Origin of the sequence: Nonomuraea sp. SBT364, from assembly GCF_001083785.1 — a bacterium.
Lineage (GTDB): Bacteria > Actinomycetota > Actinomycetes > Streptosporangiales > Streptosporangiaceae > Nonomuraea.
In genome coordinates this window covers 24,638-50,513 of sequence record NZ_LAVL01000020.1, presented here as the reverse complement: position 1 = coordinate 50,513, position 25,876 = coordinate 24,638, and the positions used below count along the sequence as shown (strand labels likewise).

Sequence of the window (25,876 nt, the reverse complement as noted above, 5' to 3'; positions counted from 1 at the left end):
CGTGGAGGAGGACCTCGTCACCCCCTACTGGCATCTCGACCGGCCGGACGGGCCCCGGCGCACGCTACGACGGCTGCCGGAGCTCGTCGCGCCCGTGCTGCGGCTCATCTGGGAGTGCGGGCGCCGGCCGGCGCTCACCATCCTCGTCCTCCAGCTCGCGGTCGGCGCCGCGACGGCCGGCGGGCTGCTGGCGACCACGGCGGTGCTGGACGAGCTGCTGGCCACCGGGGCGGCGCCCGACCGGCTCCTGGCGGCGCTGCCGGACCTGGTCCTGGTCGCCGCGATCGTGGCGCTGCGCGGGGCGGCCGCGGCGGCGGTGGACCTGGCCAGGGCGCGGCTGGAGCCGGCGCTGCGGCGGGCGGCGCAGGAGCGGCTGTTCACCGCCGCGCTCGGCGTGCAGCTGGCCGACTTCGACGACGCGGACTTCTTCGACGGCCTGCACCGCGCGCGCGACCGGGGGCTGTTCCACCTCGACCGGTCGGCGGGCAACCTCGTCGACCTGCTCGGCGCCGCCTGCCAGGTGACGGCGGCGGCCGCCGGGCTGGCGGTCCTGCACCCGCTGCTGGTGCCGTTGCTCGTGGCCGGGGTGGTCCCGGAGGCGTGGGCGGTGCTGAAGGCGGCGCGGCGCGGATACGCGGGCATGCGGGCCATGGTCACGCTGAACCGCCGGGTGGACCTGCTCGCCGAGCTGGCCACCGAGCGCGAACCGGCGGGCGAGCTGCGCGCCTGCCAGGCCCAGCCGTCCGTGCTGGCCGAGTACCGCCAGGTGGCGGACGTGCTGAAGGCGGAGGAGACGCGGGTCGGGCTGGCCATGGCGCGGGCCACCGCCGCCGGCCGCGCGGCCGCCGGTCTGGCCATGGCCGGGGTGCTGGCCGTACTCGGGCTGATGCTGCACGCCGGCTGGATCGCGCCGGCCGCGGCAGGCGCGGCGGTGATCGCCGTCAGGGTGGCGGCCGCGGCGCTGAGACAGCTCGCCCAGGCCGCCAACCAGCTGTTCGAGCAGTCCCTGTACGTGGCCGACTACCACGACTTCCTCGCCGACGCCGAGGCCAGGAGGCGGCCGGCCGGCGGGGTGCCGGCGCCCCGCTCACCCGGGCGCGTCACCCTGCGCGGCGTCGGCTTCACCTACCCCGGCGGCGCGCGGCCCGCGCTGCGGGAGATCGACCTGACCATCCACGCGGGCCAGACGATCGCCCTCGTCGGCGAGAACGGGTCGGGCAAGACCACGCTGGCCAGGCTGCTGGCCGGGCTCTACCGGCCCACCACCGGCACGATGCGCTGGGACGGGATCGACACCGCCGGCCTGGACCCGGAGTCGCTGGCCGACCAGGTGGTGCTGGTGCCGCAGCACCCGGTCCGCTGGCCGCACGACGCCCGGACCAACGTCCGCATGGGCCGTCACGACCGGCCGGACCCGGGGGACCACGCCCTGCGCGAGGCCGCCTCGCTCGCCGCCGCCGACGACGTGGTCGCGGGGCTGCCCGGCGGCTGGCACACCCTGCTGTCCAAGCAGTTCAGGGGCGGTCACGAGCTGTCGGCGGGGCAGTGGCAGCGCCTGGCCGTGGCCCGCGGGCTGTTCCGCGACGGGCCGCTGCTGATCTGGGACGAGCCGACCGCGCCGCTGGACGCCAAGGCGGAGTACGCCGTCTACGAGACGCTCCGGCGGATCGGGGGCGAGCGCACCGTCGTGCTGATCACGCACCGGCTGACGAGCGTACGGCACGCCGACCGCGTCTACCTGCTGCACCTCGGCCGCGTGGCCGAGGAGGGCACCCATGAGGAGCTGCTGGCGCTGCGGGGCCGCTACGCCGAGCTGTACGCGCTGCAGACCGGGAAGGCGGCCCGCCGATGACGGGCCCGATCATGATCCACCCCGGCGAGCCGGGGTACCAGGCCAGGCGCAAGGCGTTCCTCGGCACGCTCGGCGAGGCACTGCCCGCCGCCGTGGCGTGCTGCGCCTCCGAGGCGGACGTGCTGAGCGCGCTGGAGCTCGTACGTGCCCGCGGCCTGCCGTTCGCCCTGCGCGGCGGCGGCCACAGTTTCGCCGAGCACTCCTCCACGTCCGGGCTGCTCGTCGACCTCGGCGCGATGCGCACGATCGAGGTGGGCGCGGACACCGTGCGGGTGGGCCCCGGCGTGCGGGTCGGCGAGCTGGCCCGGCGGCTGGCCGGGCACGGGCGGATGGTGCCCTGCGGCTGGTGCCCCGAGGTGGGCGTGACCGGCGCGGTGCTCGGCGGCGGCTACGGCGTATTCTCCCGGCTGTACGGGCTCGGCGCCGACCATCTGCTGGGCGCGCGGGTCGTGCTGGCCGACGGGCGGGCCGTGGAGGCGGGCGACGACCTGCTGTGGGCGCTGCGCGGGGCCGGCGGCGGCAACTTCGGCGTGGTCACGGAGCTGACGCTGCGCACCCGTCCCGTCGTGCCGGTCACCGCCGTCCAGGCGGTCTGCGACTTCGGGCGGGCGGCCGACCTCGTCGACGCCTGGCAGCACTGGGCACCCGGCGCGCCGGACGAGGTCAACCTGGAGATCGCCGTCATCTCCGGCGACGAACCGGAGGAGCCGCCCCGCGTCGTGCTCTTCGGCGTCGTCGCCGGCCCCGAGGAGCGGGCGGCGAAGCTCGCCGGCGAGCTCGTCCCGCCGGACCGGCTCACGCTCACCCGCCTGGAGGGCGCCGCGGCGGCCCGCCACCATGCCTACGCCGACGGCGGCGCGGGCGCGGTCACGGAGCTGCCCCACGGTGAGCGTCCCGGGCTCCGCCTGAACAAGTCGGGCTTCTTCCACGAGGTCCTGCCCCGGGCGGCTGTCGAGGACCTGCTGGAGCGGCTGGCCGCCGACCGGGTGCGCGGCGAGATCCGGGATCTGGAGTTCGTGCCCTGGGCGGGCGCGATCGGCCGCGTCGGCGCGGACGCGAGCGCGTTCGTCCATCGCACGCCACGGTTCCTGCTCAAGCAGGCCGTGCAGGTCGGTTTCCGGGCGAGCGACAGCCGCAGGCGGGACGCGCACGCGTGGCTGTGCCGGGAGTGGGCGCGGCTGTCACCGTGGACGTCCGGCGTCTACCCCAACTACCCCGACGCCGACCTGCGGGACTGGGCGCGGGCCTACTACGGGGACAACCTGGCGCGGCTGCGTGAGGTGAAGGAAGCCTACGACCCGGAGGGCCTGTTCCGCTTCGCCCAGTCCGTCAGCGGCCGACGGTGACGACGATCTTGCCTACCTGGGCGCCGGTCTCCAGGTAGCGGTGCGCCTCGACGATCTCGCTCAGGTCGAAGACGCGGTCGACGACGGGTTCGAAGGCGCCCGCGCGCAGGCCGGAGGCGACGAACGCCTCGGCGCGACGCAGCCGCTCCGGGTCGGTGGTCGTCTCGTGGACGGTGTAGGTGCGCATGTTCAGGGCGGGCATGCCGAGCACGAAGCCCGGATAGGGGGTCACCTCGCCGCTCAGCGCCCCGTACTCGATGAGGGTGCCGCCCGGGGCGACCGCCCTGGCCAGGTCCAGCACGCCGGGACCGGCGACGGCGTCGAAGACGAACTCGGCCCCGCGCCCGCCGGTCAGCGCGAGCACCCGCCCGGTGACGTCCTCCTCACCGGTGACGATCACCTCGGCGGCGCCGGCCGCGCGCAGCCGCGCCTCCTTGGCCCGGGTCCGGGTGGTCGCGATGGGCAGCGCGCCGACGCGGCCGGCGACCTGGATCGCGGCCAGGCCCACGCTGCTGGAGGCGGCGGTCAGCAGGACCGTGTCCCCGGCGCGCATCCCGCCGACCTCCACCAGCGCCCCGTAGGCCGTCAGGTACGGCATCCACACAGCCGCGCCGCCGACCGCGTCGAGCCCGTCGGGCCGGCGCACCACCGCGGCCGCCGGGACGATCGCACGCTCGGCGTAGACGCCGTAGTCGTTCATCGAGAACGCGGGCACCACGCTCACCCGCTCGCCGGTCGCGAATCCCGTCACGCCGGGACCGGCGACCTCGACCACGCCCGCGGCCTCGGCGCCGAGCCGGGCGGGGAACTCCTTGACCGGCTGGATGTACCGGCCGCCGCGGAACAGCGCCTCGGCGCGGTTGAGGCCGATCGCCTCCACCCGGATCAGCAGCTCACCGGGGCCGGGCTCGCCGGTCTCCACGTCCTCCAGCCGCAGCACCTCGGGGCCGCCGAGCTCATGGAAGCGCACCGTCCTGGTCATCACCCATCATTCCTTCCGCATCGCGAGGGGTTCACTCAAGCGGAAAGTGCGATCGCTGTCAAACTTCGATGATGGTCGTACTTTGGTACGATGGCGCCATGACGGTGACGCGGCGAAACGGGCGGGATCGCATCCCGCCGCACCCTGACGTCCGGGAGATCCCCCTCCAGCAGGTGCTGGAGGCCCTGGTCGACCCCGTGCGACGGCTCATCGTCAGCGAGCTGTACGCGGCCGGCGCGGACTTCAGCTGCGGCACCATCGACCTGCCGGTCAGCAAGTCCACCGCCACCCACCACTTCAACGTGCTGCGCGAGGCCGGCCTCATCCGGCAGTACTACGTGGGCACCTCCCGGATGAACTCGCTGCGCCGCGACGAGATCGACGAAGCCTTCCCCGGCCTCCTCCAGGCGCTGGTGGGCCGCTGAAAAGCGGTGGACAGCCCCGCTACGGTGGCTCCCATGGGTGTTGTGGACATCGATCAATTCATCGCCGACGGGTTCGTGAAGCTGGAGGCGGCCGTGCCCCGCGAGGTCGGCGACGCGGCCAGGGCGGTGGTGTGGCATCAGATCGGCCTGTCGCCCGACGACCCCGCCGGCTGGCGGCAGCCCGTGGTGTGGGCCGCCGACCTCACCGGCCAGGGCCCCTTCGGTGAGTTCCTGCGCAGCGCGCGGCTCAGCGAGGCGCTGGACGCGGTGGCGGGGCCGGGCGGCTGGAAGCCGCGCGGGGCCATCGGCAACATGCCGGTCCGCTTCCCCGGCAAGGCCGAGGTCGACGACCGGGGCTGGCACATCGACGCCTCCGTGGCCCGGCCCGACGGATCCTGGGCGGTGTCGGGGCGGCCGGAGACGATGCTGCTGCTCACGCTGCTGTCGGAGGTGGGCGACGACGACGCGCCCACCCGCATCAGGGTGGGCTCGCACCGCGACGCCGCGCGCATGCTGGGGGAGCGGGTGCTCGACCCGTTCGAGGCCGGGCCGCTGCTGGACGAGGTCTCCAAGGATCGCCCGATGGCCCGCGCCACCGGTCTGCCTGGCGACGTCTACCTGGTGCACCCGCTGACCGTGCACGCCGCCGACGAGCACCGGGGCACCCGGCCGCGCTTCATGGCCCAGAGCCCGGTGTTCCTGACCGCGCCGGTGACGCCGGGCGAGGGCAACGCCCTGGCGCGGGCCGTACGGGACTGACGCCCGGCGCCGTCCAGCGCCCGCGCTGACAGGAACGTGTCACGGCGGACATCATGCTGGCCCTTTCATATCCGAATCCGCGGCGGCCGCGGCCGCACACTTGCACTATGCAGGCGAATTCGGCGCACGAAGGGACAGCAAATGGCGCAGGTGAAATGGCCGCCGCGGCGGCGGGCATTCGTCAATCACGCGGGTGGAAAACGCCCGCACATCAGGCTGGTCTCGGATGAGCCGGGAATACGCGGGCTGTTCAGATATCGGCCCGAGGCGGCGGCGCCGCTGACGCAGTTGTCGGAGGTGCTCCTCGCCGGTGACGACACGATGGACCGGGCCGAACGGGAGTTGATCGCCGCGTACGTGTCGTCGCTGAACCGGTGCCGGTTCTGCTTCCACACCCACGCGGCGTTCGCGGCGGTCCGGCTGCCCCTGGGGATGGAACTCGTGGAGGCGGTGCGCCGGGACCCGGGCTCGGCGCCCGTCTCCGGCCGGCTGCGGGCGCTGCTGGCGATCGCGGCGGCGGTGCAGCGCGGCGGGCAGGAGGTCGGCGCCGACCTCGTCGAGGCCGCCAGGGCCGAGGGAGCCTCGGACCTGGCGATCCACGACACGGTGCTGATCGCCGCCGCGTTCTGCATGTACAACCGCTACGTCGACGGGCTGGCCACGCTCGCCTGCGACGACCCCGAGCACTATGCGGCGAGGGCGCGGCTGACCAGCGGATACGTGGCGGTCTGGCGGCAGGAGCTGGGCGAGGCCGGGTGAGCCCGCCCGGGGCGCGGCACGGTCAGGAGGTGAAGAACGCGTCCACGGCGTCGGGGTTGTCGGGGTAGCTCCAGCGTTCGCTGATCTTGCCTTCGGTGACGCGGTAGACCTGCAGGCCGGTGTCCTCCAGGACCCGGCCCTGGCGTTCGGCGAAGACGCGCAGCATCGTCGCGACGTGGTCGTCGCCCACCAGGAAGGTGCGCGGCTCCATGCGCAAGGTGTCGCCGGTGCTCTGGGCGAGGTGCTTGAGATAGCCGAGCACCTCGTCCTTGCCCCGGTAGTCGCGGGCCAGCGACCCGCGGCCGGGAACGTGGAAGACCACGTCGTCGGCGAGGAGTTCGTCGCGCAGATAATCCCAGTTGGCCTTGGCCATTGCGTCGTAGCTGTTGCCGGCGATGGTGATGTTGGGGTGTTCGGCCATGGCGCACTCTCCGGTCGTCAAACGGGGTTCACGTGGCCTGCGTGACATTACGCCGGGCGGTTACGCCAGACAACCCTTGTCCGGCACGACCGGAAATAGGCGCGGCGGGCGAAAAGAATTGAGGCGTTGACAGTCCGGCACAACCGAACGATCATGCAGGTGGCCGGTCGTCCGAAGGAGTTCCCCCTTGCCTCACGTCACCATCGATTCCGGAATGCCGGGCATTCGTGGGCTGTTCGCGTTCCGGCCCGAGACGGCGCGGCCGATGAACGCGCTGGCGGAGGTCCTGCTGCGCGGCGACAGCACGCTGACGCGCGGCGAGCGGGAGCTGATCGCCGCCTACGTGTCGGGCCTGAACGCGTGCGAATACTGCACCGCCTCCCATTCGGCGTTCGCCGCCGCGCAACTGCCGGAAGGCACGGAGCTGGTGGACGCGGTGCGCGCGGACGCCGCGACCGCGCCCGTCACGCCCAAGCTGCGCGCCCTGCTGGCCATCGCCGCCGCCGTGCAGCGCGGCGGCAAGAACGTCACCGCCTCGCTCGTGACGGCCGCCAAGTCCGAGGGCGCCACCGAGCTGGAGATCCACGACACCGTGCTGATCGCCGCCGCGTTCTGCATGTTCAACCGGTACGTCGACGGCCTGGCCACCGACACGCCGGACGACGACTCCTTCTACGCCGGGTCGGCCGAGCGGATCGTCGAGCGGGGATACACGAGCGTCGCCGATGCCTGACGAACGGCATCGCTATGTGATCATCGGGGCCGGTCCCGGCGGTCTGCAGCTGAGCTACTTCCTGCAACTCGCCGGCGCCGACTACCTGACCCTCGAACGGGAGGGCGCGCCGGGCGGGTTCTTCCGCCGATACCCGCGTCACCGGCGGCTGATCTCGCTCAACAAGGTCAACACGGGCGAGAAGGACCGCGAGATCCAGCTCCGCTGGGACTGGAACTCGCTGCTCTGCGACGGCGGCCCCGACCTGCGGTTCGACGCCTACTCGCGGGAATACTTCCCGCACGCCGACGACCTGGTCCGCTACCTGGGCGACTTCCAGGCCGCCCACGGGCTCAACGTCCGCTACGACACCCCCGTGCACCGCGTGGACAAGCGCGACGGCCTGTTCGAGGTGCACGCGGGCGACCGGGTGGTGCGCGCCGAGTGCGTGATCGTCGCCGCCGGGTGGCACGGCCCGTACGTGCCCGAAATCCCGGGGATCGAGCTGGCGACGGGCTACGAGGACGTGCCGGTCGGCGGCGAGGAGTTCACCGGCCGCCGCGTCCTGATCATCGGAAAGGGCAACGCCGCGTTCGAGACGGCGATGTCGCTGCTGCCGCACGCGGCCGTCATCCACCTGGCCAGCCCCAGCCCGGTGCGGCTGGCCTGGACCAGCAAGCACCCCGGGCACGTACGCGGCCAGTACGGGGCACTGCTCGACAGCTACTGGTTCAAGACGCTGCACGCGGTGCTGGAATGCACGGTCGACCGGCTGGAGCGGCACGGCGAGGGCGTGCGCGCCTCCATCACCTACACCCTGGCCGACGGCGAGCGGGCGGAGCTGGACTACGACGCGGTGCTGCGCTGCACCGGCTTCGTCATGGACACCGGCCTGTTCGCCGAGGCGTGCCGGCCGGAGCCGGTGCCGGGCGGGCGGCTGCCGGCCATCCGCCCGGACTTCCAGTCGGTCAACGTCGACGGCCTGTACTTCGCCGGCACGCTGATGCAGGCGCGCGACTTCAAACGGGCCTCGTCGGCGTTCGTCGACGGCTTCCGCTACAACCTGCGCACGCTGGCGGCGCTGCTCGCCGAACGCTACGACGGCGTGCCCCTGGCCGCCGGCACGGTGCCCGCCGAGGCCGGCGCGCTGACGCGGTCGATGCTGGGACGGGTCAACCACAGCTCGGCGCTGTGGACGCAGTTCGAGTACCTGTGCGACGCCTACGTGGTGGACGGCGACGCGGTGGACGGTCACGCGGTGGACGGTCACGCGGTGGACGGCGACGTGCGGCACTACCGCGACCTGCCCGAGGACTACGCGGTGGAGCGCTTCGGCGGCGGCGACCTGACCTTCACCGTGACGCTGCGGTGGGGGCGGCGCGACCACCCCGACGTGTTCGCCATCCGCCGCCACCCGGAGCCCGGCCGGGCCGACGAGTGCGCGTTCCTGCATCCGGTCGTCAAGGCCTGGCGCGGCGGCGAACTGCTGGCCGAGCGGCATCTGCTGGAGGATCTGCAGGCCCGCTGGGACGACCCGGTCCGGCACGCCGAGCCGCTGCGGTCGTTCCTGGCGCGGTGGCTGCCCGATCTCACCGGGTGAAGCGGTCGGCCAGGTCGTCGACCACGTCGGTGAGCACGCCGCGCCGCGCGAAGGCCGCGCGCTGCCGGGCCGCCCCGCTGCCGGCCGCGCGCAGCCGTCGCCAGTGCTCCCGCACCGCCTCCAGGTCGCCGCTGGCGGTCAGCGCGGGCCGGACGAACTCCAGCAGTTCGTCGGCCAGCTCGGTGGCGGGGCGCGGCGTGCCGGTGAACGGGTCGGCGGCGTGGCCCTCCAGCCCGTCGCGGGCGCTGCGCCAGTAGGCGGCGCGCAGCAGCGGCTCGGTCGGCCGAGGGCCGGGGTCGCCGGCCCGCGCCCTCGCGGCGCACTCCGTCACCAGCGCCCGGACGACCAGCGCCAGCAGCGTCGCCTCGGCCGTCGAGGCGGGCACGTCGCTGACCCGCACCTCGATGGTCGGCAGGTGGGCCGACGGGCGGGCGTCCCAGAACAGGGTGCCCGGGTCGACCAGCGCCTCGGAGGCGGTCAGCGCCGCCACCAGCCGATCGTGCTCGGCGGCGCTCCCGCAGTAGGGCGGCGGCCCGGCCACCGGCCACTTGCCCCACGCCAGCACCCGCCAGGCGGCGTAGCCGGTGTCGCGGCCCTCCCAGAACGGCGAGTTGGCCATGAGCGCGATCAGCACCGGCAGCCAGGGGCGCAGGTGGTTGCAGACCAGCACGGCGAGCTCACGGTCGGGCAGGTGCACGTGCACGTGCCCGGCGCAGATGCTCTGCTCGTCGTGCAGCGCCCGGTAGGCGGCGATGCCCTGGTCGTAGCGGGCGCCCTCGGTGATGGGCGGCGGCACCGCGCCGGGCAGGACGGGCGTCCCCGACGCGATGACGGCCAGCCCTTCGGCGCGGGCGGCGGCGGCCACGGCCCGGCGCATCCCCGCCAGCTGGGCGCCCAGCTCGGCGGCGCCGGCGCAGGGCGTGGTCTTGGCCTCCACCTGGAAACGGGTGATCTCCGCGCACACCCGGTCGCCCAGCTCGGCGGCGGCGCGTTCGACGACGGCCCGAGCCCGGGGGGCCACGGCCCGGGTGGCCGGATCGACGAGCAGGTATTCCTCTTCGACCCCCATGAGCGGGCTGACGGCGTCGAACGGGGTGGAGCGCGCGGTCTCGGCGGTCGCGGTCATCTCATCTCCGGCTCAGGGGCGGACTTCCCTACCCGATCATGCTGCCGTACCGGTCACCCGGCCGCGAGGACCTTCTTGATGTGCAGCGGGTTTTCGACGTATCCGTGCAGCAGCATGTGGTCGGCGATCCGCTGCACCCCCCGCTCGTCGATGCCGGTGGTGTAGACGCCCAGCTCGGCGGCCTCGGCGACGCCCCTGTCGATCTTCGTGAAGGTCGGCAGCGTCCGCTCCGCCTCGGCGCGGCCGTTCGCGGTCAGAGGCTGGGTCTTGGCCAGCGCCCGCCGGAAGGCCGCCAGGGTGCGCGGGTTGTCCCTGGCCCACGTGCCGCTGACCGCCCAGCCGCCGACGGGCAGGCCGGTCAGGCGGTCCCCGGCGCTGTCGGGGATCCGGCGCAGGGCGTGGTGCCGCTCGCCCTGGGTGACGAACGGTTCGGCCAGCCAGGCGGCGTCGGCCTTCCCCTTGACGAGCCGCGCCTCCATCTCGGGAAAGGGCGTCTCGACGAGAAGCACGTCCTCCGCCTTCAGGCCGGCGTCCTTCAGCACGGCGGTGACCATGAGCGTGCTCATGCTCATGAGGTTGTTCACCGCGATCTTCTTGCCCTTCAGGTCCGCGGGGGTCTTGATCCGCGAGTCCGCTCCCGTGACGAGGCCGAAGCTGCGGGGCCCGGCCCGGTGGAGCCCTCCGACGATGGTGAGGTCCTTGCCCATGTTGTGGGCGGCCAGGGCCGAGACGTAGTCGGTCTGGGCGATGTCCAGCATCCGGGTGTCGAGTTGCGGCAGCGCGGCGGCGCCGCCGGTCACCACGACCGGCTCGACCGTCAGGCCCTCCTCCTTGAAGAAGCCCCTGCTGTCGGCGATCAGCAGCGGCACGGCGCCGGTGGTCGGCATGATGCCCACCTTGATGACGGCTCGTTCCGGGGGAGCAGGCCTGGGCCGCGGCTCGCCGCCGGTGCCCGTGCAGGCGGCGGCGGTGACGGTCAACAGGAGGGCGACGGCGATCCGGCGGGCGCGATCCATCGCGGCTGTCCTTCCGCTCGGGGGGTAGCGGGAAGCGTACCGGATGGAGATCACCCGCAGGGGCGATCCGGCGATCAGCCGGGCTCGGCGTCCTCGATCGGGAACAGGATCGGGCTGAGCAGGTAGCGTGCCCGGCCCGGCCCGGCCCGGTTGGCCAGCCTGGGCGCGATCGCGGCGCGCAGCTCGGTGATCAGCTCGGCGAGTTCGTCCGGGCTGAGCCAGACGGCGTGCTGCCGGTAGCCGACGAGGTCCGCCACGGGGTCGGCGTGCTCGCGGTCGAGGTAGGCGCTGAACTCGGCGAGCAGGGTGGTCATCGCCATGGCGAACCCGCGCCGGTGGTCGTCGGGCGTCAGTGTCGCCATCAGCTCGGCGTCGATCACCGCCCGGTCCTGCCGCAGCCGGTAGCGGCGCTCCACCGCGCCGCGCACCCGCTGCTCGCCGGCCACCTCCAGGACCCCTCCGGCCACGAGCAGGTCGACGTGCCGGTACACGGTGGCCTTCGACACGTCGGGGATCCGGGCGCACAGCTCGGACGTCGTCAGCATCCGCCCGCCGCGCATGGCGTGCACGACGCGCAGCCGTACGGGATGCCCCAGCAGCTCCAAGGTGTTCATCCCCGTACGATCTCATATCGTGCTACCTTTCTCAGATTATGAGAATGGTATTGAATCCTGAGGCGACCGCCCGCACGGTCGTCGAGCTGGCCCGCACGGGACGCTTCGACGAGATCGAGCGGCTCTTCGCGCCGCCGCTGCGCGCGTTGATCGACGCCGAGGCGGTGCGCGCCGCCTGGACCGGCGAGATCGGCGCGAGGGGCCCCATCACCGGCGTGGGCGAGCCCGTCAGCGAGCGGGCCGGGGCGCAACCGGCCCGTGTGAGCGTCCCGGTGACCTGCGAGAGCGGGGAGCTCGCCGTGGTGGTCGCCGTCGACGGCGACGGCCTGCTCCACGACCTGCGGCTCACCGCCATCACGCCGCCCTGGGCCCCGCCGCCGTACGCCGACCCGGCGAGCTTCGACGAGCGCGACGTCGTGATCGGCGACGGTCCTCTCGCCGTGCCGGGCACGCTGACCCTGCCGCGCGAGCCCGGCCCGCACCCCGGCGTCGTGCTGCTCAGCGGGGGAGGGCCGTTCGACCGCGACGCCACCAGCGGGGCCAACAAGCCGCTGAAGGACCTGGCCTGGGGGCTGGCCGGCCGTGGCGTCGCGGTCGCGCGGTTCGACAAGGCGGCCCACGCCCACGGCGCCCTGGCGGCCGGGCTCACGATGACCGAGGAGTACGTGCCGCACGCCGTGGCGGCCGTCCAGTTGCTCCGGGAGCAGCCGGGCGTGGACCCCGGCCGCGTCTTCGTCGCCGGCCACAGCATGGGCGGCAAGATCGCGCCCCGCGTCGCGACCGCGGAGCCGGCCGTCGCCGGACTGGTGATCATGGCCGGTGACACGCAGCCGATGCACCGGGCCGCCGTCCGCGTCGTCCGCTACCTGGCGTCGCTGTATCCCGGCCCGGCCACGGACGCCGCCGTCGAGTCGATCACGCGGCAGGCCGCGGCGGTCGCGGACCCCGGGCTCTCGCCGTCGACGCCGGCCGAGTCGCTGCTGTTCGGCCGGCCCGCGCCGTACTGGCTGGACGTGCGCGGCTACGACCCGGTCGCGACGGCGGCGGCGCTGGACCGGCCGATGTTCATCCTGCAGGGAGGTCGCGACTACCAGGTGACGGTCGCGGACGACCTGCCGGGCTGGCAGGCCGGCCTCGCCCACCGGCCCGACGTCACGATCCGCGTCTACGACGCCGACGACCACCTGTTCTTCCCCGGCGCGGGCCCGTCCATGCCCGCCGGGTACGAGCCCGCGCAGCACCTGGACCCGGCCGTGGTCACCGACATCGCCGCCTGGCTCAAGACCGCCGGCGGGCCGGGAGCCGTCCTCACTTGATCAGGGGCGTGCCGGCCCCTCTGCGGCTGCGGAGTCCGGCTGCGGAAGATCCTGCATGAATTGCTCGTCATCCCGCCATGACGAGGTCCTGGTGGTTACGCGATAGCTTTCTCCGCCATAGAGGGATTCGTACTGAATTTCGAACTCTATGCGCTGCTCGATCAGTTGCCGGAAGGCGCCGTGCTCTATCGGGTCGTAAGCGTCCACGCCCACCAGGAAAGTGCTGTCACCGGACGGGATGCCCGTCCCGTCGAAGAGTGCGGAGGCGCGCGGGCGAGGTGTCATGCCGGCGCGTGCCTGCCGGGATGTCCCCCTGCTCCACGCTCCCAGATCGTGCCCGTCGAGCCAGGCCCGGGTGCGTGTGACTATGGCCGGACCAAGGCCGATGTTCGCCACCACGATGCCGGATCTCTCTCCCGGGACCGTGCGGAGTTGCAACTGGAGAAGGGGGCGAACGGAATGACGGTTGTGCAGCCGGGTGGCTCTCAGTTGATAGATGGAAACCGTCAGGGATGCGATGGCGATGATGGTGGCGCTGACGGCGATCACGGTTTGCGCATCCATCTGGACTCCTCGTGCCCGCTCGGCATGCCTGCTCCGAACGTAGGGTCGGCTCGACGCGGGAGCAAGAGGGGATGGGCCCGGGTGCGGCCTGCGCCGCACCCGGTCAGGGCTGGGTGCGGGACCATTGCTGGTTGGTGCCGCTGCCGCAGGTCCACTGCTGGATGTCGGCGCCGTCGGCGGTGGAGGCGCCGGCCACGTCCAGGCACTTGCCGCTGTGCCGGGCCCTGAGCTGGAAGTAGCCGCCGGTGGCGACCCACTGCCACTGCTGGTTGGCCGCGCCGCCGCAGGTGTACTGGATGACGTTGGCGCCGTCGGCGGTGGAGGCGCCGGCCACGTCGAGGCACTTGCCGCTGGTGCGGCTCACCAGCCGGTGGTAGCCGCCGCCGGCGTCCTGGAACTGCCACTGCTGGTTGCCGCCGCCGTTCCACGGATACTGCTTGACCTCGGCGTTGTTCGCCGTGGAGGCGCTGACCACGTCCATCACCTTCCCGCTGTGGCGGGCGGTGACGCGGTGGTACGGGGTCGAGCCGCCGCCGGTGATCGTGCCGGTGGCCGTGTCGATGGTGATCTGGGGATGCCAGGCCAGGCTCATGCTGGTGGCGGAGGGGAACGTGATCGGCAGCCACACGTACTGGGAGTCGTTCACCGGCCCGCCCCAGGCGCCGGCCCAGCGGTCGCCCATGTAGAGATAGCTCGTCGTCGCCGACCCCTGGATGGGCAGCACGTACGCGGGCTGGGAGCTGAACGTGGTGCCGTCGCCGACGTTGGTCCACCCGGTCCACGGCCCGGTGACGCTCGGCGCGGTCGCGTACTTGGCCTGGTTGGGGTTCCAGCCCGTCGCGCCGGAGGTCAGCAGGAAGTAGACGCCGCCCCGGTTGAACAGGGCGGGGGCCTCGCGGTGGGCGTCGTTCCAGAAGTTGCCGACCAGCGTGGCGATGTTCAGGAAGTCCGGCGTCAGCCGGTAGATGTGCAGGTCGTAGTTCTCGTCCGCGGCCGAGATCATGTACCCCGTGCCGTTGTCGTTGTAGAGCGTGATGTCTCTCGACATGTGCTGGCCCAGCGGGCGGAAGCTGCCGTGGTAGGTGTAGGCGCCGTCCACGGTGGCCGAGGAGGCGACGGCGGCGCGCGCCTCGCTGTAGTTGGAGCCGTTCTCCTTGTGCATCCACATGACGAAGCGGCCGGTGGAGGCGTTGTAGACGACCTTCGGCCGTTCGATGTTGGCGACGCCGAGTTCGGCGTGCGAGGACTGGGTGAGCACGTTGTTGCGGAACTCCCAGGTCGCCAGGTCCGCCGACCGGTAGACGGAGACCGCGCGGAACGTGCCGTCGGGGTTGCGGTTCTCGCCGAACCAGTAGTAGTGGTCGCCGACCTTCACGACGCCGCCGCCGTGGGCGTGCAGGACGTTGCCACCGGTGTCACGGAACTGGGTGCCGTTGGTGACGGTCACCGGGGCCGCGTGCGCGGGCGCCGCGACGAGGCCCAGCAGCAGGACGGCGAGCGCGATCACGCGGAGCAGCCTCATGATGTTCACGTGAACATCCCGCGTCGAGGCTGTCAAGCGCCTCGATCGGCCCGGGGCGCGCGATCACGGCGGACGTCGTCCGGGCCCGATGGCGGCGCTGGCACAACGGGTGGCGGTGACCGGGCGGGCACGGGCCGCCGCTCTTGAAACGTTCACCGGCTCTGGGGTCGTGAGCGCCCGTCCCGTCCGGCCGGGTCGTTGCGGATAATCCGGATGGGGACGATTGGCTAGGCTGGGGGCATGACCGCCATGGCGCCCGGCCGCACTGAGCCCGACCTGTCGTTCTTGCTCGACCACAGCAGCCACGTGCTGCGGACGAAGATGGCCGCGGCGCTGGCCGAGATCGGCCTGACGGCCCGGATGCACTGTGTTCTCGTCCACGCCCTGGAGGAGGAGCGCACCCAGATCCAGCTCGCCGAGCTCGGTGACATGGACAAGACGACCATGGTGGTCACGGTCGACGCCCTGGAGAAGGCGGGCCTGGCCGAGCGCCGCCCCTCCAGCACCGACCGGCGGGCGCGGATCATCGCGGTGACCGAGAAGGGCGCCGAGGTCGCCCGCCGCAGCCGGCAGATCGTCGACGGCGTGCACCGGGACGCGCTCGGCGCCCTGCCGGAGGAGGAGCGGGAGGTGCTGCTCTCGGCGATGCGGCGGCTGGTGGAGGGCCATCTGTCCACTCCGGTGGAGGTCGCCCCGGGCGCCCGCCGGGCCCGGCAGTCCCAGAAGTAGGTCCGTCAAGGATCGTCTACAACAAAACCATCTGTTAGGGTCTCTCCTGTCCGCATCTGAACAGGAGTGGCCATGTCCCCCATCTCATCGCGCCCGCTCGCCTTGATCGTGCTGTCGGCGGCAAGCCTGATGACCATCCTCGACGGCAGCATCGTCACCGTGGCGATGCCCGCCATCCAGCACGACCTGGGCTTCACGGCCGCCGGGCTGAGCTGGACCGTCAACGCCTACTTGATCCCCTTCGGCGGCCTGTTGCTCCTGGCCGGACGGCTCGGCGACCTGATCGGCCGCAAGAGCATGTTCCTGACCGGCAACGTGGTCTTCGCCGCCGCGTCGCTGCTCGCCGGTCTGGCCACCACCCCCGCCCTGCTGATCGCCGCCCGGTTCCTGCAGGGCGCGGGCAGCGCGCTGGCCTCGGCCGTGGTGCTCGGCATCCTGGTGACGCTGTACACCGAGCCACGTGAGCGGGCCAAGGCGATCGGCGTGTTCAGCTTCACCGGCGCGGCCGGCGCCTCCATCGGCCAGGTGCTCGGCGGCGTCCTCACCGACGCCCTCTCCTGGCACTGGATCTTCTTCATCAACCTGCCGATCGGGCTGGTCACCGTCGCGCTGGCGGTCCGCGTCCTGCCCGCCGACCGCGGCGCCGGGCTCGCGGCCGGCGCCGACGCGCTCGGCGCCGCGCTGGTCACCGGCGGCCTGATGCTGGGCATCTACACCGTCGTCAAGATCGAGGAGTACGGCTGGGCGGCCGGGCACACGCTGGGCCTGGGCGCGCTGTCGCTGGCGCTGCTGGCAGGCTTCTTCGCCCGGCAGGCCACCGCGCGCACCCCGCTCATGCCGCTGCGCGTCTTCCGCTCCCGCAACGTCTCCGGCGCGAACCTGGCCCAGATGCTGAGCCTGTCGGCGATGTTCGCCTTCCAGATCCTCGTCGCGCTCTACATGCAGAAGGTGCTCGGCTACGGCGCCCTGGAGACCGGCCTGGCGATGCTGCCGGCGGCGGTCGCGATCGGCGGCATCTCGCTGTTCGCCTCCGCCAGGCTCAACAACCGGTTCGGGGCGCGGGCCGTGCTCGTCGCGGGCCTGGTGCTGCTGCTCGCGGCGATGGGCTGGCTCACCCGGGTGCCGGTGCAGGCGTCGTACGTCACCGACCTGCTGCCGGTCATGCTGCTGATCGCCGGAGGCGGCCTGGTGCTGCCCGCGCTGGCCACGCTCGGCATGTCGGCGGCCAGGGCCGACGACGCCGGGCTCGCCTCGGGCCTGTTCAACACCACGCAGCAGATCGGCATGGCGCTGGGCGTGGCCGTGCTGTCCACCATGGCCGCCTCCCGGACCGGCGAACTGCTCGGCCGGGGCGCGACCCAGGCGGCGGCCCTCACCGGCGGCTACCGGCTGGCGTTCGCGATCGCGGCCGGCCTCCTGCTGGCCGCGCTCGTGGTGGCGCTGGCCGTGCTCCGCTCGCCCGGACGCCAGGCCGCCCCGGACTCACCGGCCCCGGTGATCACGCACTAGGAGCCGGCGGGATGTCGCAGCCGAACCGGAAGACGTCGCCCGGGTCTACACGGCCTTGATGCGGGGGCGAGCGCCGCCGCCGGGATCTCCGCGCTGTCCGGCTAGGGGCAGCGGGCGTCGACGAACGGGCTGGTCAGATGGGCCGTCGCCAGCGTCGCGTGCCGTCGCCTGGCGTCCGCGAGCAGGTTCCGGCGCGTCTCGGCGGCCACCGCCTGGTCGGCCTCCAGGGCGTAGCCGACGTCCGGGGCGACCAGTTGCACGGCGTGCACCAGCACGTCGCCGGTGATCACCATCCGCCGGTCGTGGCCGTCGACGAGCACCGACTGGTGTCCCACGGTGTGGCCCGGCGTCGGGATCGCGGTGAGCCGGCTGCCCCGCGCCCCGGCCAGCGTCACCTCGCCGGAGATCTCCTGGAGCTGCCCGGTGCGCCGCAGGGGCACGATCAGGTAGTCGCGCATCGGGCTGGTCTCCGCGAGCCGCGCCACCTCGGCCCGCTGGACGACGTACCGGGCGTTCGGGAACGCCGGCACCCCGTCCGGGCTCACCGACCAGCCCATGTGGTCCTCGTGGACATGGGTCAGCACGACGAGGTCGACGTCCGCCACGTCGATGCGGGCGGCGGCGAGGAGCTCGGGCAGGATGCCCGGGGCGGCCCACGCGGATCCCGGGCTGCCTGCCGGGCCGACCCCGGCGTCGACGAGCGCGATCCGCCCGCCCGGACGCCGGACCGCGTAGCAGCGGAAGTCGAGCTTCCAGGCCAGGTCCGGGCCGAACGCGCCGGGGTCCGCCCGGCGGGCCCGCCGCCAGTCCGCCTCCGTCGCGTCCGGGAACATCTCCGCCCGCGTGGCGGGAAAGGTGTCGGCGGAGTCGCGGAGCGCGACGACGTCGAAGGCGCCCACACTCTTCGACGTGATGGCCCCGCCCGGTGACGCCCCGCCCGGTGACACCTCGCCCAGGGCGGCCGTGGGCAGGAGGGCGCCCGCGCCGGCGGCGACCGCGCCCCACAGGAACGTCCGTCGATGCACTCCGGTCATGATGTCTCCTCCGCGTTCGGCTCCGGATCATCCTGATCGGGGGGCGAGGACGGCAGGAGTAATGGGGACGCCAACATGCGCTACATTCCTGCCATGCGCAGTGTCGCTCTCCTTCTGCATGACGAGATGAGCGTCCTGGACTACTCGGTCGTCTGCTGGGTGTGGGGAGCCGACCGCTCTCACGCCGGGGTGCCGCGCTTCGACCTGCGGCTCTGCTCGATCGACGGAGCTCCCGTCACGATGGAGCCCGCCGCCCTGGTGCGGCCCACCCACACGCTGGACGGCCTGGACGACGCCGACCTGATCGTCATCCCCGGCGCGGGCATCCCCCGCGAACCGCTCGACGGGCGGCTCGTGGAGGCGCTGCACGCGGCCGCCGGCCGGGGCGCCGAGATCGCCGCCCTGTGCAGCGGCGCCTTCGTGCTGGCCGCCGCCGGCCTGCTGGACGGGCGCCGGGCCACCACCCACTGGCTGCTGACCGCCCAGCTCGCCGAGGCGCATCCCGGGATCACCGTCGATCCCGGCGCGCTGTTCGTGGCGGACGGCGGCATCTGGACCTCGGCGGGCGCCACCGCGGGCATCGACCTGTGCCTGCATCTGGTACGGCTGGCGCACGGCGTCAACGTGGCCAACGTCATCGCCCGGCATCTGGTCGCCGCCGGCCATCGCGACGGCGGGCAGGCGCAGTTCGTCGCCCGGCCGGTACCCGCCACCAATTCCGCGGCCCCGGACATCGCCGCCACCCAGGCGTGGGCCCTGGATCGTCTCGACCAGCCGCTGACGGTGGCGGAGCTGGCCGCGCACGCCCGGACGAGCCCGCGCACGTTCGCCCGCCACTTCGCCGACTACACCGGCACCACCCCGGCCCAGTGGCTGCTGCGCGCCCGCATCGCCCGGGCCCAGCAGTTGCTGGAGTCCACGACGCTGCCGATCGACCAGGTCGCGGCCCGCTGCGGCTTCGGCGTCACCGCGCTGCTGCGCCGCCACTTCTCCCGGCTGATCGGCACCTCACCCGGCCGCTACCGGCGCCTGCACGGCCACTGACCCCACCGGCCGGTCGCCACGCGGCGGCCGCCCGGGCCGAGGATCAGCCTTCCGGGCCGGCCAGCGCCATGCCGGCCAGCAGGCGTTCCAGGGTGATCGTCCCGACGAGGCCGCCGTCGCGGCCGACCACCGCGACCAGCTCGCCCCGCTCCTGCCAGAACATGTCGGCATGCGCCTCGTCGACCGTCCTGGCCAGCGTCGGGTCCTCCTGGTAGGCACCCGGGACCGTCATGCGGAGCACCTGGGTGCCGGTCAGCACCATCCGGGGCCGGGCGGCGTCGTCGACGACGATCAGTCCAGGCAGCCGGGCGAGCGTCATCACCCGCACCGCCCTGGTGACCGGATCGCCGGCCGTCACCGTCGGCACCTTCACCGCGATATCACGTGCCTGCATGCACACCGTCCCCTCGAACCCGGGGCGGGCCCGCCGGGCCGCCGCCGCCTTCAGTGTGGGCAGGGGCGGGCCGGGAGGCCATCGGGGCTGACACCCGTTCACGGGCTGCGACACCATGCAGACGAAGGGACGGAACGCCCGGTCAGCGCCGACTCCCGGGGGTGGCGGGCCCTCCGCCATGGTGAACGCCGGGCTGAGTCTGTCCGCCCGTGCGCTCCACGCACGAGGTGCGTGGCCCGCGGACAGTGGTGCCCCCCGTCCGGAGGGCACTACTGTGCGCGGCATGCGCATGCTGCACCTCGGACTGCGGGTCACCGACCTGGAGCGCTCGCTCGCCTTCTACACCGCGCTCGGCTACGCCGAACTCGGCCATGTCCCCGAGACGGAATTCGGCAGCCTGACCATGCTCAAGCTGCCCGGCGATCCGTTCGTCAGCCTTGAGCTCGTGCACGACCCCGCGAGACCGGTCAAGGACATCGGCGCCGTCAACCACCTCGTCGTCCAGGTGGACGATCTCGACGCCGCGATCGCCGAGCTCGCGGCCAAGGGCGTCACCGCCGAGCCCCCGGCGGACCTGGGGGAGGGGATGCGGACGTGCTGGCTGACCGACCCCGACGGCTACAGGATCGAGGTCGTCCAGTGGCCGCCCGGCCATCCGCCCGGCATGACGGCGGCGGATTTCGGCTGACGGGTTTGACCGGTTCGGTTCCTGGGTGCCGTCCGGCGGTCTAGCCAGCTAACTCACTAGTACGTACATTAAGGAGTCGGCCCCTGCTGGAAGGAAGAAGTGATGGACTCGTTCCTGGTCGGGTTGATCGGCTCGGGCATCGGCCCCTCCTTGAGCCCGCCCCTGCACGAGCAGGAAGCGGCGCACCACGGGTTGCACTACGTCTACCGGCTGCTCGACACCGATCGGCTCGGGCTCGACGTGGGGACGCTGGTCCGCACCGCCCGCCGCTTCGGCTTCGACGGGCTCAACATCACCCATCCGTGCAAGCAGGCCGTCATCCCGTACCTGGACGAGCTGTCGCCCGACGCCGCGATGCTCGGCGCGGTCAACACCGTGGTGTTCGACGGGCAGCGGGCCGTCGGGCACAACACCGACTGGACCGGCTTCGCCGAGTCGTTCGCCCGCGGCCTGCCCGACGCGCCCACGCACCGGATCGTCCAGCTGGGCGCGGGCGGCGCGGGCAGCGCGGTGGCGCACGCGCTGCTCACGATGGGAGCCGACCGGGTCACCGTCGTCGACGCGGACCCCGCCCGGGCCCTCGCGCTGGCGGGGGAGCTGGCCGGCCGCTTCGACGGCGGGCGGGCCCGCCACGCGACCCACGCGGAGCTGCCGGACCTCCTGGCCGGGGCCGACGGCCTGGTGCACGCCACCCCCACCGGGATGGCCCGCCATCCGGGCCTGCCGCTGGCCGCCGAGCTCCTGCGCCCCGGCCTGTGGGTGGCCGACATCGTCTACCGGCCGCTGGAGACCGAGCTGCTGCGGCAGGCGCGCGCCGCGGGCTGCCGGACGTTGCACGGCGGCGGCATGGTCGTCTTCCAGGCCGTGCACGCCTTCCGCCTGTTCACCGGCCGGGAGCCGGACGCCGAGCGGATGCTCGCCCACCTGACCGATCTCATCGCCGTCTGAAGATCGCCGTCCGAAGGAGGAATCCGGTGCGTAAGTCCATCGCCACCGTGTCGGTGAGCGGCTCGCTCGCGGAGAAGCTGGAGGCCATCGCCGCCGCCGGGTTCGACGGGGTGGAGGTCTTCGAGAACGACCTGCTGGTCACCTCGATGACCCCGGAGGACGTCCGGGCCAAGGCCGCCGACCTCGGGCTCGGCATCGATCTATACCAGCCCTTCCGCGACTTCGAGGCGGTGCCGCCCGACGCGCTGGCCCGCAACCTGCGCCGGGCCGAGCACAAGTTCCGCACGATGCGGCGGCTCGGCGCCGACCTGCTGCTGGTCTGCTCGAACGTCTCCCCGTCGGCGATCGGCGACGACGCCCTGGCCGCCGAGCAACTGCGGCTGCTCGCCGATCGGGCTGCCGAGCACGGCATCCGCATCGCCTACGAGGCGCTGGCCTGGGGCCGGCACGTCAACGAGTATCTGCACGCCTGGCGGATCGTGCGGCTCGCCGACCACCCGAACCTCGGCACCTGCCTGGACAGCTTCCACATCCTCTCGCGCGGCTCCGACCCGATCGGCATCGAGGCGATCCCCGGCGAGAAGATTTTCTTCCTGCAGCTCGCCGACGCGCCGCTGCTGGCCATGGACGTGCTGCAGTGGAGCCGCCACTACCGCTGCTTCCCCGGGCAGGGCAACTTCGACCTCGCCCGGCTGGTCGAGCACGCGCTCAACGCCGGCTATGCGGGCCCCCTGTCGCTGGAGGTGTTCAACGACGTCTTCCGGCAGGCCGACACCCGGCGCACCGCGCTGGACGGCATGCGCTCGCTGCTCGCCCTGGAGCAGGACCTGGACGGGGCCGGGCAGCCGGTCGCCCCCACCGGGTTCGCCTTCGCCGAACTGGCCGGCGACACCGGTTCGCTGGGCGAGGTGCTGACGGCGCTCGGCTTCGCCCGGACCGGGAGGCATCCCACCAAACCCGTCGAGCTGTGGGAGCAGGGCGGTGCCCGGCTGCTGCTCAACGCCACCGGCGCTGACCCCGCCCTGGTCGCCATCGGGCTCGACAGCCAGGATCCGAAGAGCGCGGCCGAGCACGCCGAGTCGCTGCTGTCGCCGGTCCTGCCCCGCGAACGCGCGCCGGAGGAGGCGAGGCTGGACGCCGTCGGCGCGCCGGACGGCACCGAGATCTTCTTCTGCGACGACTCCTGGCTGTCCGACTTCGCGCCGGACGCGCCGGACGGCCGGGGCGCGGGGGAGATCACCGGCATCGATCACGTCGCTCTCACCCAGCCCTGGCACCACTTCGACGAGGCGGCGCTGTTCTACCGCACGGTCCTCGGCCTGCGCCCGCAGGGCAGCCTGGAGGTGCCCGACCCGTACGGCCTGCTGCGCAGCAAGGCGATGTCGGCCCCGCACGGCGCGGTCCGCATGGTGGTGAACGTCGCCCACGTGGGCACCGGAGACGGCACCGGAGACGTCCCGTGGCAGCACGTCGCGCTGGCCTGCGGCGACCTGGTGGCCGTCGCCCGCAGGCTGCGGAGCGAGCATCCCGAACTGCTCCTGCCGATCCCCGGCAACTACTACGACGACCTGGAGGCCCGCCACGAGGTCGACCCGGAGCTGCGCCGGCTCGGCGTGCTCCACGACCGGGACGAGCACGGTGGCGAGTTCCTGCATCTCTACACCGTCACCCTGGGCCGGGTGTTCTTCGAGCTCGTCCAGCGGGTGAACGGCTACCAGGGGTACGGGGCCGGCAACGCCCCCATCCGGCTCGCGGTGCAGCACGCGTGAGGTCACTAGGATGGGCGGATGACCTCTCAGCCCGCCGCCGCCGAACGCCAGCGGGACGCCGAGCGCACCAAGGCGGAGATCCTCGAGGTCGCTCAGCAGGAGTTCGCCCGGCACGGCTACGCGGGCGCGCGGGTCGACGAGATCGCCGCACGCATGCGCACCACCAAGCGGATGATCTACTACTACTTCGGCAGCAAGGAGCGGCTCTACATCGCGGTCCTGGAGAAGGCCTACGCCGAGGTGCGCGACATGGAGCGCACCATCGAGGTGGAGCACCTGGCTCCGGTCGAGGCCATCCGCACGCTGGCCGAGCTCACCTTCGACCACCATGACCTGCACCGCGAGTTCATCAAGCTGGTCGCGATCGAGAACATCCACCAGGCCGAGCACATCCGCAAGTCGCCGGCCCTGGCCAATCTCGGCACGCCCGTGCTCGACCTGATAGCGGCCATCCTCGACCGGGGCGCGGCGGGCGTCGGCTTCGTCACCGAGGCCGACGCGATCGACGTGCACATGCTGATCAGCTCGTTCTGCTTCTTCCGGGTGGCCAACCAGCACACCTTCGGCGCGCTGTTCGGGCGCGACATGACCGCCCCCGAGCACCGCGACCGGCTGCGCGCGATGGTGGGCGACGCCATCGTCGCCTACCTGCGCGGCACCGGCTCCTGATCCCCGAGCCGGTGCCGGCGGCGATCAGCCGACGACCTCGATCTTGCCCGTCGGGCGCGGGCTGTGGGTGTCGTTGAAGAAATACTCGCCGGGTTCGGTGAAGGTGTACCGGAAGGACTCGCCCGGTTCGAGCCTGACGTCGAACAGGCCCTCGAAGAACTGGGTGGCGCCGTGCGCGTGGACGTTGTCCGCGGGGTTGACGAACGTCACCGTGGTGCCGGCGGGCACCCGCAGGTGGGTGGGCGCCATGGCGTCGACGGCCGTGGACTCGACGGCGCCGACCTGCCCGTCGGCGTAGGTGCGCGCGAGCACGACCGTGTTGTCCACGGTGGCGCCGTCCACCGGGCCGCCGGAGACCGGCCGCCTGACCACCGGCGCGGGCGGGGTCGCGGCGGGCGCCACGGTGCCGCCGAGCTTGAAGGCCCACAGGTGGTCGCCGCGCGGGGCGGAGTCGCCGTACGGGATGCCGGTGCCTCCCGCGTAGACGGCGATGTACTGCTCGCCGTCGATCTCGTAGGAGATCGGGCTGCTGCTGACCGCGGCGCCGGTCTGCCAGCGCCACAGCTCGCGCCCGTGGCGGGCGTCCAGGCAGAGCAGGTTGCCGTCGGGCTGACCGATGAACAGCAGGTCGGAGGCGGTGGTGAGGATACCGTTGCCGTGCGCCAGCGAGTAGGGCATGTGCTTGTTCCAGCGGACCAGGTTGGTGCCGGGGTCCACGGCCACGATGCCGCCCGTCATGTACTCGCCGGGCGGGCGCAGCCCGTTGGACCTCTCGGTCAGGGAGTGCGCGGCGGCCACGTACCCGAAGCTCGTGTAGACCAGCCGGGTGCTGTGGCTGTAGGACTGGTGGTTCCAGTCGGCGCCGCCGCCGTGACCGGGGATGCTCAGAATCGGCTCGTCCCAGTGCGGCGTGAAAAGCGGGCCGATGGTGTAGTTGGGGACGGCGCGGTGCGGAGCGCCGGGGATCTCGGTGCCGAGCGGCTGCCACACCGGCTTCAGCTCGGTCCAGCCGCCCTGGCGCGGGAAGGGCTGCGTCGGCCAGGTCTTCTGCCGGGGTTCCTGGGGCACGGGCAGTTCGTCGATGCCCAGCGGGGCCGAGCCGTCGGCGCGGTCGAGGATGTAGTACATGCCGGTCTTGCTGCCGTACACGACGAGCTTGCGGAGGCGGCCCCGGACGCGGGCGTCCACCAGGACCGGCGCCATGACGTTGTCCATGTCCCAGATGTCGTGGTGGACGGACTGGAAGTGCCAGCGGTAGGCGCCGGTCTTCAGGTCCATGGCCACGATCGAGTTGGCGAACAGGTTCTGGCCGCCACGCTCGGAGCCGTCCTGGGAGGAGCGGGCGCCCCTGGCGTTGCCGAACGTCCAGTAGACCAGCCGGAGCTCCGGGTCGATGGCGCAGTGCATCCACGGCGTGGCGCCGCCGGTCTGCCAGGAGTCGCCCTCCCAGGTGTCGTGGCCGAACTCGCCGGGGCCCGGCGTGCCCCAGAAGTTCCAGACCAGGTCGCCGGTCTCGGCGTCGAAGGCGAGCGCCGAGCCCCGCGGGCCGTCGTTGGTGCCGCAGTAGAGCATGCCGTCGTGGTAGGTGACCGCGACCTTCTCCAGGTTGCCGTAGCCGTTGTGCTGCCGCTCCCACAGCACCTGGCCGGTGCGCTGGTCGAGGGCGATGAGCCAGTTGCCGTTGGCGCACGTGTAGACCTTGCCGGCGCCGACCGCCACCCCGCGCCGGGTGACCGCGCCGCGCGTCTGCGCGTACTTCCAGATCGTGGCCCCGGTACGGCCGTCGACCGCGACGACGTTGCCCGGCGCCGACTCGACGTAGAGCACGCCGTCCACTGCCACGGCGGTGCTCTGGCTGTTGCCCGCCATCAGCCCGCCCTCGATGTGGTTGACCCACGCCGCCCGCAGCCGCCGCACGTTGCCCCGGTGCAGGGCGCGCAGCCGGCTGTGGTTCTGGTTGGCCAGGTTCCCGCCGACCTTGGGGAAGTCCCGGTCGAGCCGGCTGGAGGCGGCGACGGCGGTGCCGGGCCCGGCGAGCGCGGCGGCGGCGACGGCGGCTGCGGCGCTCATGAGTAACT

Annotated in this window: 25 protein-coding genes; 15 read left to right on the top strand and 10 right to left on the bottom strand. The window is 72.9% G+C overall.

Annotation, left to right across the window (positions count from 1 at the left end; genetic code table 11):
• Window position 1: 1 nt before the first annotated feature.
• Together ADY59_RS12720 and ADY59_RS12715 are read left to right on the top strand one after the other, a co-directional pair.
• Entirely contained in the window at window positions 2–1,852 is a 1,851-nt protein-coding gene (locus tag ADY59_RS12720) for an ABC transporter ATP-binding protein (RefSeq protein ID WP_053174706.1), read from the top strand.
• Entirely contained in the window at window positions 1,849–3,198 is a 1,350-nt protein-coding gene (locus tag ADY59_RS12715) for an FAD-binding oxidoreductase (RefSeq protein ID WP_049561830.1), read from the top strand. The genes ADY59_RS12720 and ADY59_RS12715 overlap by 4 nt, the downstream gene beginning before the upstream one ends.
• Here ADY59_RS12715 and ADY59_RS12710 read toward each other — a convergent pair.
• Window positions 3,182–4,180 (bottom strand): zinc-dependent alcohol dehydrogenase family protein, encoded by a 999-nt coding sequence (locus tag ADY59_RS12710; protein WP_049561828.1) that lies wholly within the window; start codon window positions 4,178–4,180, stop codon window positions 3,182–3,184. The two genes, ADY59_RS12715 and ADY59_RS12710, sit on opposite strands and share 17 nt — an antisense overlap.
• Window positions 4,181–4,278: 98 nt before the next feature.
• Here ADY59_RS12710 and ADY59_RS12705 point away from each other — a divergent pair, with 98 nt between their 5' ends.
• The 3 genes from ADY59_RS12705 (at window position 4,279) to ADY59_RS12695 (ending at window position 6,123) form a co-directional block, all read left to right on the top strand.
• Window positions 4,279–4,605 (top strand): ArsR/SmtB family transcription factor, encoded by a 327-nt coding sequence (locus ADY59_RS12705; RefSeq protein WP_049561825.1) that lies wholly within the window; start codon window positions 4,279–4,281, stop codon window positions 4,603–4,605.
• A gap of 33 nt (window positions 4,606–4,638) precedes the next feature.
• Window positions 4,639–5,364, top strand: coding sequence for a phytanoyl-CoA dioxygenase family protein (locus ADY59_RS12700; RefSeq protein WP_049561822.1), 726 nt, complete (start codon window positions 4,639–4,641; stop codon window positions 5,362–5,364).
• A 141-nt stretch (window positions 5,365–5,505) separates the two neighbouring features.
• Window positions 5,506–6,123: a carboxymuconolactone decarboxylase family protein gene (locus tag ADY59_RS12695; protein ID WP_082310055.1), complete on the top strand. Its 618-nt coding sequence runs from the start codon at window positions 5,506–5,508 to the stop codon at window positions 6,121–6,123.
• 22 nt (window positions 6,124–6,145) lie between these two features.
• Here the strand turns inward: ADY59_RS12695 and ADY59_RS12690 are convergent, their stop codons facing one another.
• The gene (locus ADY59_RS12690; protein WP_049561819.1) at window positions 6,146–6,544 is read right to left on the bottom strand and encodes a nuclear transport factor 2 family protein; all 399 of its coding nucleotides are present in this window, start codon (window positions 6,542–6,544) and stop codon (window positions 6,146–6,148) included.
• Window positions 6,545–6,758: 214 nt separating this feature from the next.
• Between ADY59_RS12690 and ADY59_RS12685 the strand changes: the two genes are divergently transcribed.
• Together ADY59_RS12685 and ADY59_RS12680 are read left to right on the top strand one after the other, a co-directional pair.
• The gene (locus ADY59_RS12685; RefSeq protein WP_049561816.1) at window positions 6,759–7,277 is read left to right on the top strand and encodes a carboxymuconolactone decarboxylase family protein; all 519 of its coding nucleotides are present in this window, start codon (window positions 6,759–6,761) and stop codon (window positions 7,275–7,277) included.
• Window positions 7,270–8,856, top strand: coding sequence for an NAD(P)-binding domain-containing protein (locus tag ADY59_RS12680; RefSeq protein WP_049561813.1), 1,587 nt, complete (start codon window positions 7,270–7,272; stop codon window positions 8,854–8,856). The genes ADY59_RS12685 and ADY59_RS12680 overlap by 8 nt, the downstream gene beginning before the upstream one ends.
• Here ADY59_RS12680 and ADY59_RS12675 read toward each other — a convergent pair.
• The 3 genes from ADY59_RS12675 to ADY59_RS12665 all read right to left on the bottom strand — a co-directional run bounded on the left by ADY59_RS12675 (window position 8,846) and on the right by ADY59_RS12665 (window position 11,612).
• Entirely contained in the window at window positions 8,846–9,982 is a 1,137-nt protein-coding gene (locus ADY59_RS12675; protein WP_049561810.1) for a carboxylate-amine ligase, read from the bottom strand. The two genes, ADY59_RS12680 and ADY59_RS12675, sit on opposite strands and share 11 nt — an antisense overlap.
• A gap of 53 nt (window positions 9,983–10,035) precedes the next feature.
• Complete coding sequence (locus ADY59_RS12670) at window positions 10,036–10,998, bottom strand: ABC transporter substrate-binding protein (RefSeq protein WP_049561808.1); 963 nt, start codon at window positions 10,996–10,998, stop codon at window positions 10,036–10,038.
• 74 nt (window positions 10,999–11,072) lie between these two features.
• Window positions 11,073–11,612, bottom strand: coding sequence for a helix-turn-helix domain-containing protein (locus ADY59_RS12665; protein WP_049561805.1), 540 nt, complete (start codon window positions 11,610–11,612; stop codon window positions 11,073–11,075).
• 44 nt (window positions 11,613–11,656) lie between these two features.
• Between ADY59_RS12665 and ADY59_RS12660 the strand changes: the two genes are divergently transcribed.
• Complete coding sequence (locus tag ADY59_RS12660) at window positions 11,657–12,928, top strand: alpha/beta hydrolase (protein WP_197093580.1); 1,272 nt, start codon at window positions 11,657–11,659, stop codon at window positions 12,926–12,928.
• Here the strand turns inward: ADY59_RS12660 and ADY59_RS12655 are convergent, their stop codons facing one another.
• Window positions 12,929–13,492, bottom strand: a complete 564-nt coding sequence (locus ADY59_RS12655; RefSeq protein WP_049561801.1) for a hypothetical protein — start codon at window positions 13,490–13,492, stop codon at window positions 12,929–12,931.
• A gap of 103 nt (window positions 13,493–13,595) precedes the next feature.
• A complete protein-coding gene (locus tag ADY59_RS12650; RefSeq protein WP_049561906.1) occupies window positions 13,596–15,014 on the bottom strand; it encodes an RICIN domain-containing protein in 1,419 nt (472 codons plus the stop codon).
• Between the two features lie 240 nt (window positions 15,015–15,254).
• Here ADY59_RS12650 and ADY59_RS12645 point away from each other — a divergent pair, with 240 nt between their 5' ends.
• Window positions 15,255–15,743 carry a MarR family winged helix-turn-helix transcriptional regulator gene (locus ADY59_RS12645; RefSeq protein WP_049561798.1) on the top strand — a complete coding sequence of 163 codons (489 nt, stop codon included), beginning with the start codon at window positions 15,255–15,257 and terminating at the stop codon, window positions 15,741–15,743.
• Window positions 15,744–15,815: 72 nt separating this feature from the next.
• Window positions 15,816–17,252, top strand: coding sequence for an MFS transporter (locus ADY59_RS12640; RefSeq protein ID WP_049561795.1), 1,437 nt, complete (start codon window positions 15,816–15,818; stop codon window positions 17,250–17,252).
• Window positions 17,253–17,353: 101 nt separating this feature from the next.
• On the opposite strand, the gene ADY59_RS12635 is transcribed toward ADY59_RS12640, so the two are convergent.
• Complete coding sequence (locus ADY59_RS12635; protein WP_049561793.1) at window positions 17,354–18,286, bottom strand: MBL fold metallo-hydrolase; 933 nt, start codon at window positions 18,284–18,286, stop codon at window positions 17,354–17,356.
• A gap of 93 nt (window positions 18,287–18,379) precedes the next feature.
• Between ADY59_RS12635 and ADY59_RS12630 the strand changes: the two genes are divergently transcribed.
• Window positions 18,380–19,330: a GlxA family transcriptional regulator gene (locus tag ADY59_RS12630; protein ID WP_049561791.1), complete on the top strand. Its 951-nt coding sequence runs from the start codon at window positions 18,380–18,382 to the stop codon at window positions 19,328–19,330.
• 43 nt (window positions 19,331–19,373) lie between these two features.
• Here the strand turns inward: ADY59_RS12630 and ADY59_RS12625 are convergent, their stop codons facing one another.
• On the bottom strand, window positions 19,374–19,724 hold the full coding sequence (locus tag ADY59_RS12625; protein ID WP_049561788.1) for a CBS domain-containing protein: 351 nt from the start codon (window positions 19,722–19,724) through the stop codon (window positions 19,374–19,376).
• 283 nt (window positions 19,725–20,007) lie between these two features.
• Here ADY59_RS12625 and ADY59_RS12620 point away from each other — a divergent pair, with 283 nt between their 5' ends.
• The 4 genes from ADY59_RS12620 (at window position 20,008) to ADY59_RS12605 (ending at window position 23,798) form a co-directional block, all read left to right on the top strand.
• On the top strand, window positions 20,008–20,412 hold the full coding sequence (locus ADY59_RS12620) for a VOC family protein (RefSeq protein WP_049561905.1): 405 nt from the start codon (window positions 20,008–20,010) through the stop codon (window positions 20,410–20,412).
• 102 nt (window positions 20,413–20,514) lie between these two features.
• Entirely contained in the window at window positions 20,515–21,360 is an 846-nt protein-coding gene (locus tag ADY59_RS12615) for a shikimate dehydrogenase (protein WP_049561786.1), read from the top strand.
• 26 nt (window positions 21,361–21,386) lie between these two features.
• A complete protein-coding gene (locus tag ADY59_RS12610) occupies window positions 21,387–23,129 on the top strand; it encodes a bifunctional sugar phosphate isomerase/epimerase/4-hydroxyphenylpyruvate dioxygenase family protein (protein WP_049561783.1) in 1,743 nt (580 codons plus the stop codon).
• Window positions 23,130–23,147: 18 nt separating this feature from the next.
• Entirely contained in the window at window positions 23,148–23,798 is a 651-nt protein-coding gene (locus ADY59_RS12605; RefSeq protein WP_049561782.1) for a TetR/AcrR family transcriptional regulator, read from the top strand.
• 24 nt (window positions 23,799–23,822) lie between these two features.
• Here ADY59_RS12605 and ADY59_RS12600 read toward each other — a convergent pair whose 3' ends face one another.
• On the bottom strand, window positions 23,823–25,868 hold the full coding sequence (locus tag ADY59_RS12600; RefSeq protein WP_053174703.1) for an outer membrane protein assembly factor BamB family protein: 2,046 nt from the start codon (window positions 25,866–25,868) through the stop codon (window positions 23,823–23,825).
• Window positions 25,869–25,876 lie beyond the last annotated feature (8 nt).

What these genes read in the sequence shown, in the direction of transcription:
- ADY59_RS12715 (WP_049561830.1), top strand. Translation starts at nt 1,849, where the DNA reads ATGACGGGCCCGATCATGATCCACCCCGGCGAGCCGGGGTACCAGGCC.
- ADY59_RS12710 (WP_049561828.1), bottom strand. Translation starts at nt 4,180, where the DNA reads ATGACCAGGACGGTGCGCTTCCATGAGCTCGGCGGCCCCGAGGTGCTG.
- ADY59_RS12705 (WP_049561825.1), top strand. Translation starts at nt 4,279, where the DNA reads ATGACGGTGACGCGGCGAAACGGGCGGGATCGCATCCCGCCGCACCCT.
- ADY59_RS12700 (WP_049561822.1), top strand. Translation starts at nt 4,639, where the DNA reads ATGGGTGTTGTGGACATCGATCAATTCATCGCCGACGGGTTCGTGAAG.
- ADY59_RS12695 (WP_082310055.1), top strand. Translation starts at nt 5,506, where the DNA reads ATGGCGCAGGTGAAATGGCCGCCGCGGCGGCGGGCATTCGTCAATCAC.
- ADY59_RS12690 (WP_049561819.1), bottom strand. Translation starts at nt 6,544, where the DNA reads ATGGCCGAACACCCCAACATCACCATCGCCGGCAACAGCTACGACGCA.
- ADY59_RS12685 (WP_049561816.1), top strand. Translation starts at nt 6,759, where the DNA reads ATGCCGGGCATTCGTGGGCTGTTCGCGTTCCGGCCCGAGACGGCGCGG.
- ADY59_RS12680 (WP_049561813.1), top strand. Translation starts at nt 7,270, where the DNA reads ATGCCTGACGAACGGCATCGCTATGTGATCATCGGGGCCGGTCCCGGC.
- ADY59_RS12675 (WP_049561810.1), bottom strand. Translation starts at nt 9,982, where the DNA reads ATGACCGCGACCGCCGAGACCGCGCGCTCCACCCCGTTCGACGCCGTC.
- ADY59_RS12670 (WP_049561808.1), bottom strand. Translation starts at nt 10,998, where the DNA reads ATGGATCGCGCCCGCCGGATCGCCGTCGCCCTCCTGTTGACCGTCACC.
- ADY59_RS12665 (WP_049561805.1), bottom strand. Translation starts at nt 11,612, where the DNA reads ATGAACACCTTGGAGCTGCTGGGGCATCCCGTACGGCTGCGCGTCGTG.
- ADY59_RS12660 (WP_197093580.1), top strand. Translation starts at nt 11,657, where the DNA reads ATGGTATTGAATCCTGAGGCGACCGCCCGCACGGTCGTCGAGCTGGCC.
- ADY59_RS12655 (WP_049561801.1), bottom strand. Translation starts at nt 13,492, where the DNA reads ATGGATGCGCAAACCGTGATCGCCGTCAGCGCCACCATCATCGCCATC.
- ADY59_RS12650 (WP_049561906.1), bottom strand. Translation starts at nt 15,014, where the DNA reads ATGAGGCTGCTCCGCGTGATCGCGCTCGCCGTCCTGCTGCTGGGCCTC.
- ADY59_RS12645 (WP_049561798.1), top strand. Translation starts at nt 15,255, where the DNA reads ATGACCGCCATGGCGCCCGGCCGCACTGAGCCCGACCTGTCGTTCTTG.
- ADY59_RS12640 (WP_049561795.1), top strand. Translation starts at nt 15,816, where the DNA reads ATGTCCCCCATCTCATCGCGCCCGCTCGCCTTGATCGTGCTGTCGGCG.
- ADY59_RS12635 (WP_049561793.1), bottom strand. Translation starts at nt 18,286, where the DNA reads ATGACCGGAGTGCATCGACGGACGTTCCTGTGGGGCGCGGTCGCCGCC.
- ADY59_RS12630 (WP_049561791.1), top strand. Translation starts at nt 18,380, where the DNA reads ATGCGCAGTGTCGCTCTCCTTCTGCATGACGAGATGAGCGTCCTGGAC.
- ADY59_RS12625 (WP_049561788.1), bottom strand. Translation starts at nt 19,724, where the DNA reads ATGCAGGCACGTGATATCGCGGTGAAGGTGCCGACGGTGACGGCCGGC.
- ADY59_RS12620 (WP_049561905.1), top strand. Translation starts at nt 20,008, where the DNA reads ATGCGCATGCTGCACCTCGGACTGCGGGTCACCGACCTGGAGCGCTCG.
- ADY59_RS12615 (WP_049561786.1), top strand. Translation starts at nt 20,515, where the DNA reads ATGGACTCGTTCCTGGTCGGGTTGATCGGCTCGGGCATCGGCCCCTCC.
- ADY59_RS12605 (WP_049561782.1), top strand. Translation starts at nt 23,148, where the DNA reads ATGACCTCTCAGCCCGCCGCCGCCGAACGCCAGCGGGACGCCGAGCGC.
- ADY59_RS12600 (WP_053174703.1), bottom strand. Translation starts at nt 25,868, where the DNA reads ATGAGCGCCGCAGCCGCCGTCGCCGCCGCCGCGCTCGCCGGGCCCGGC.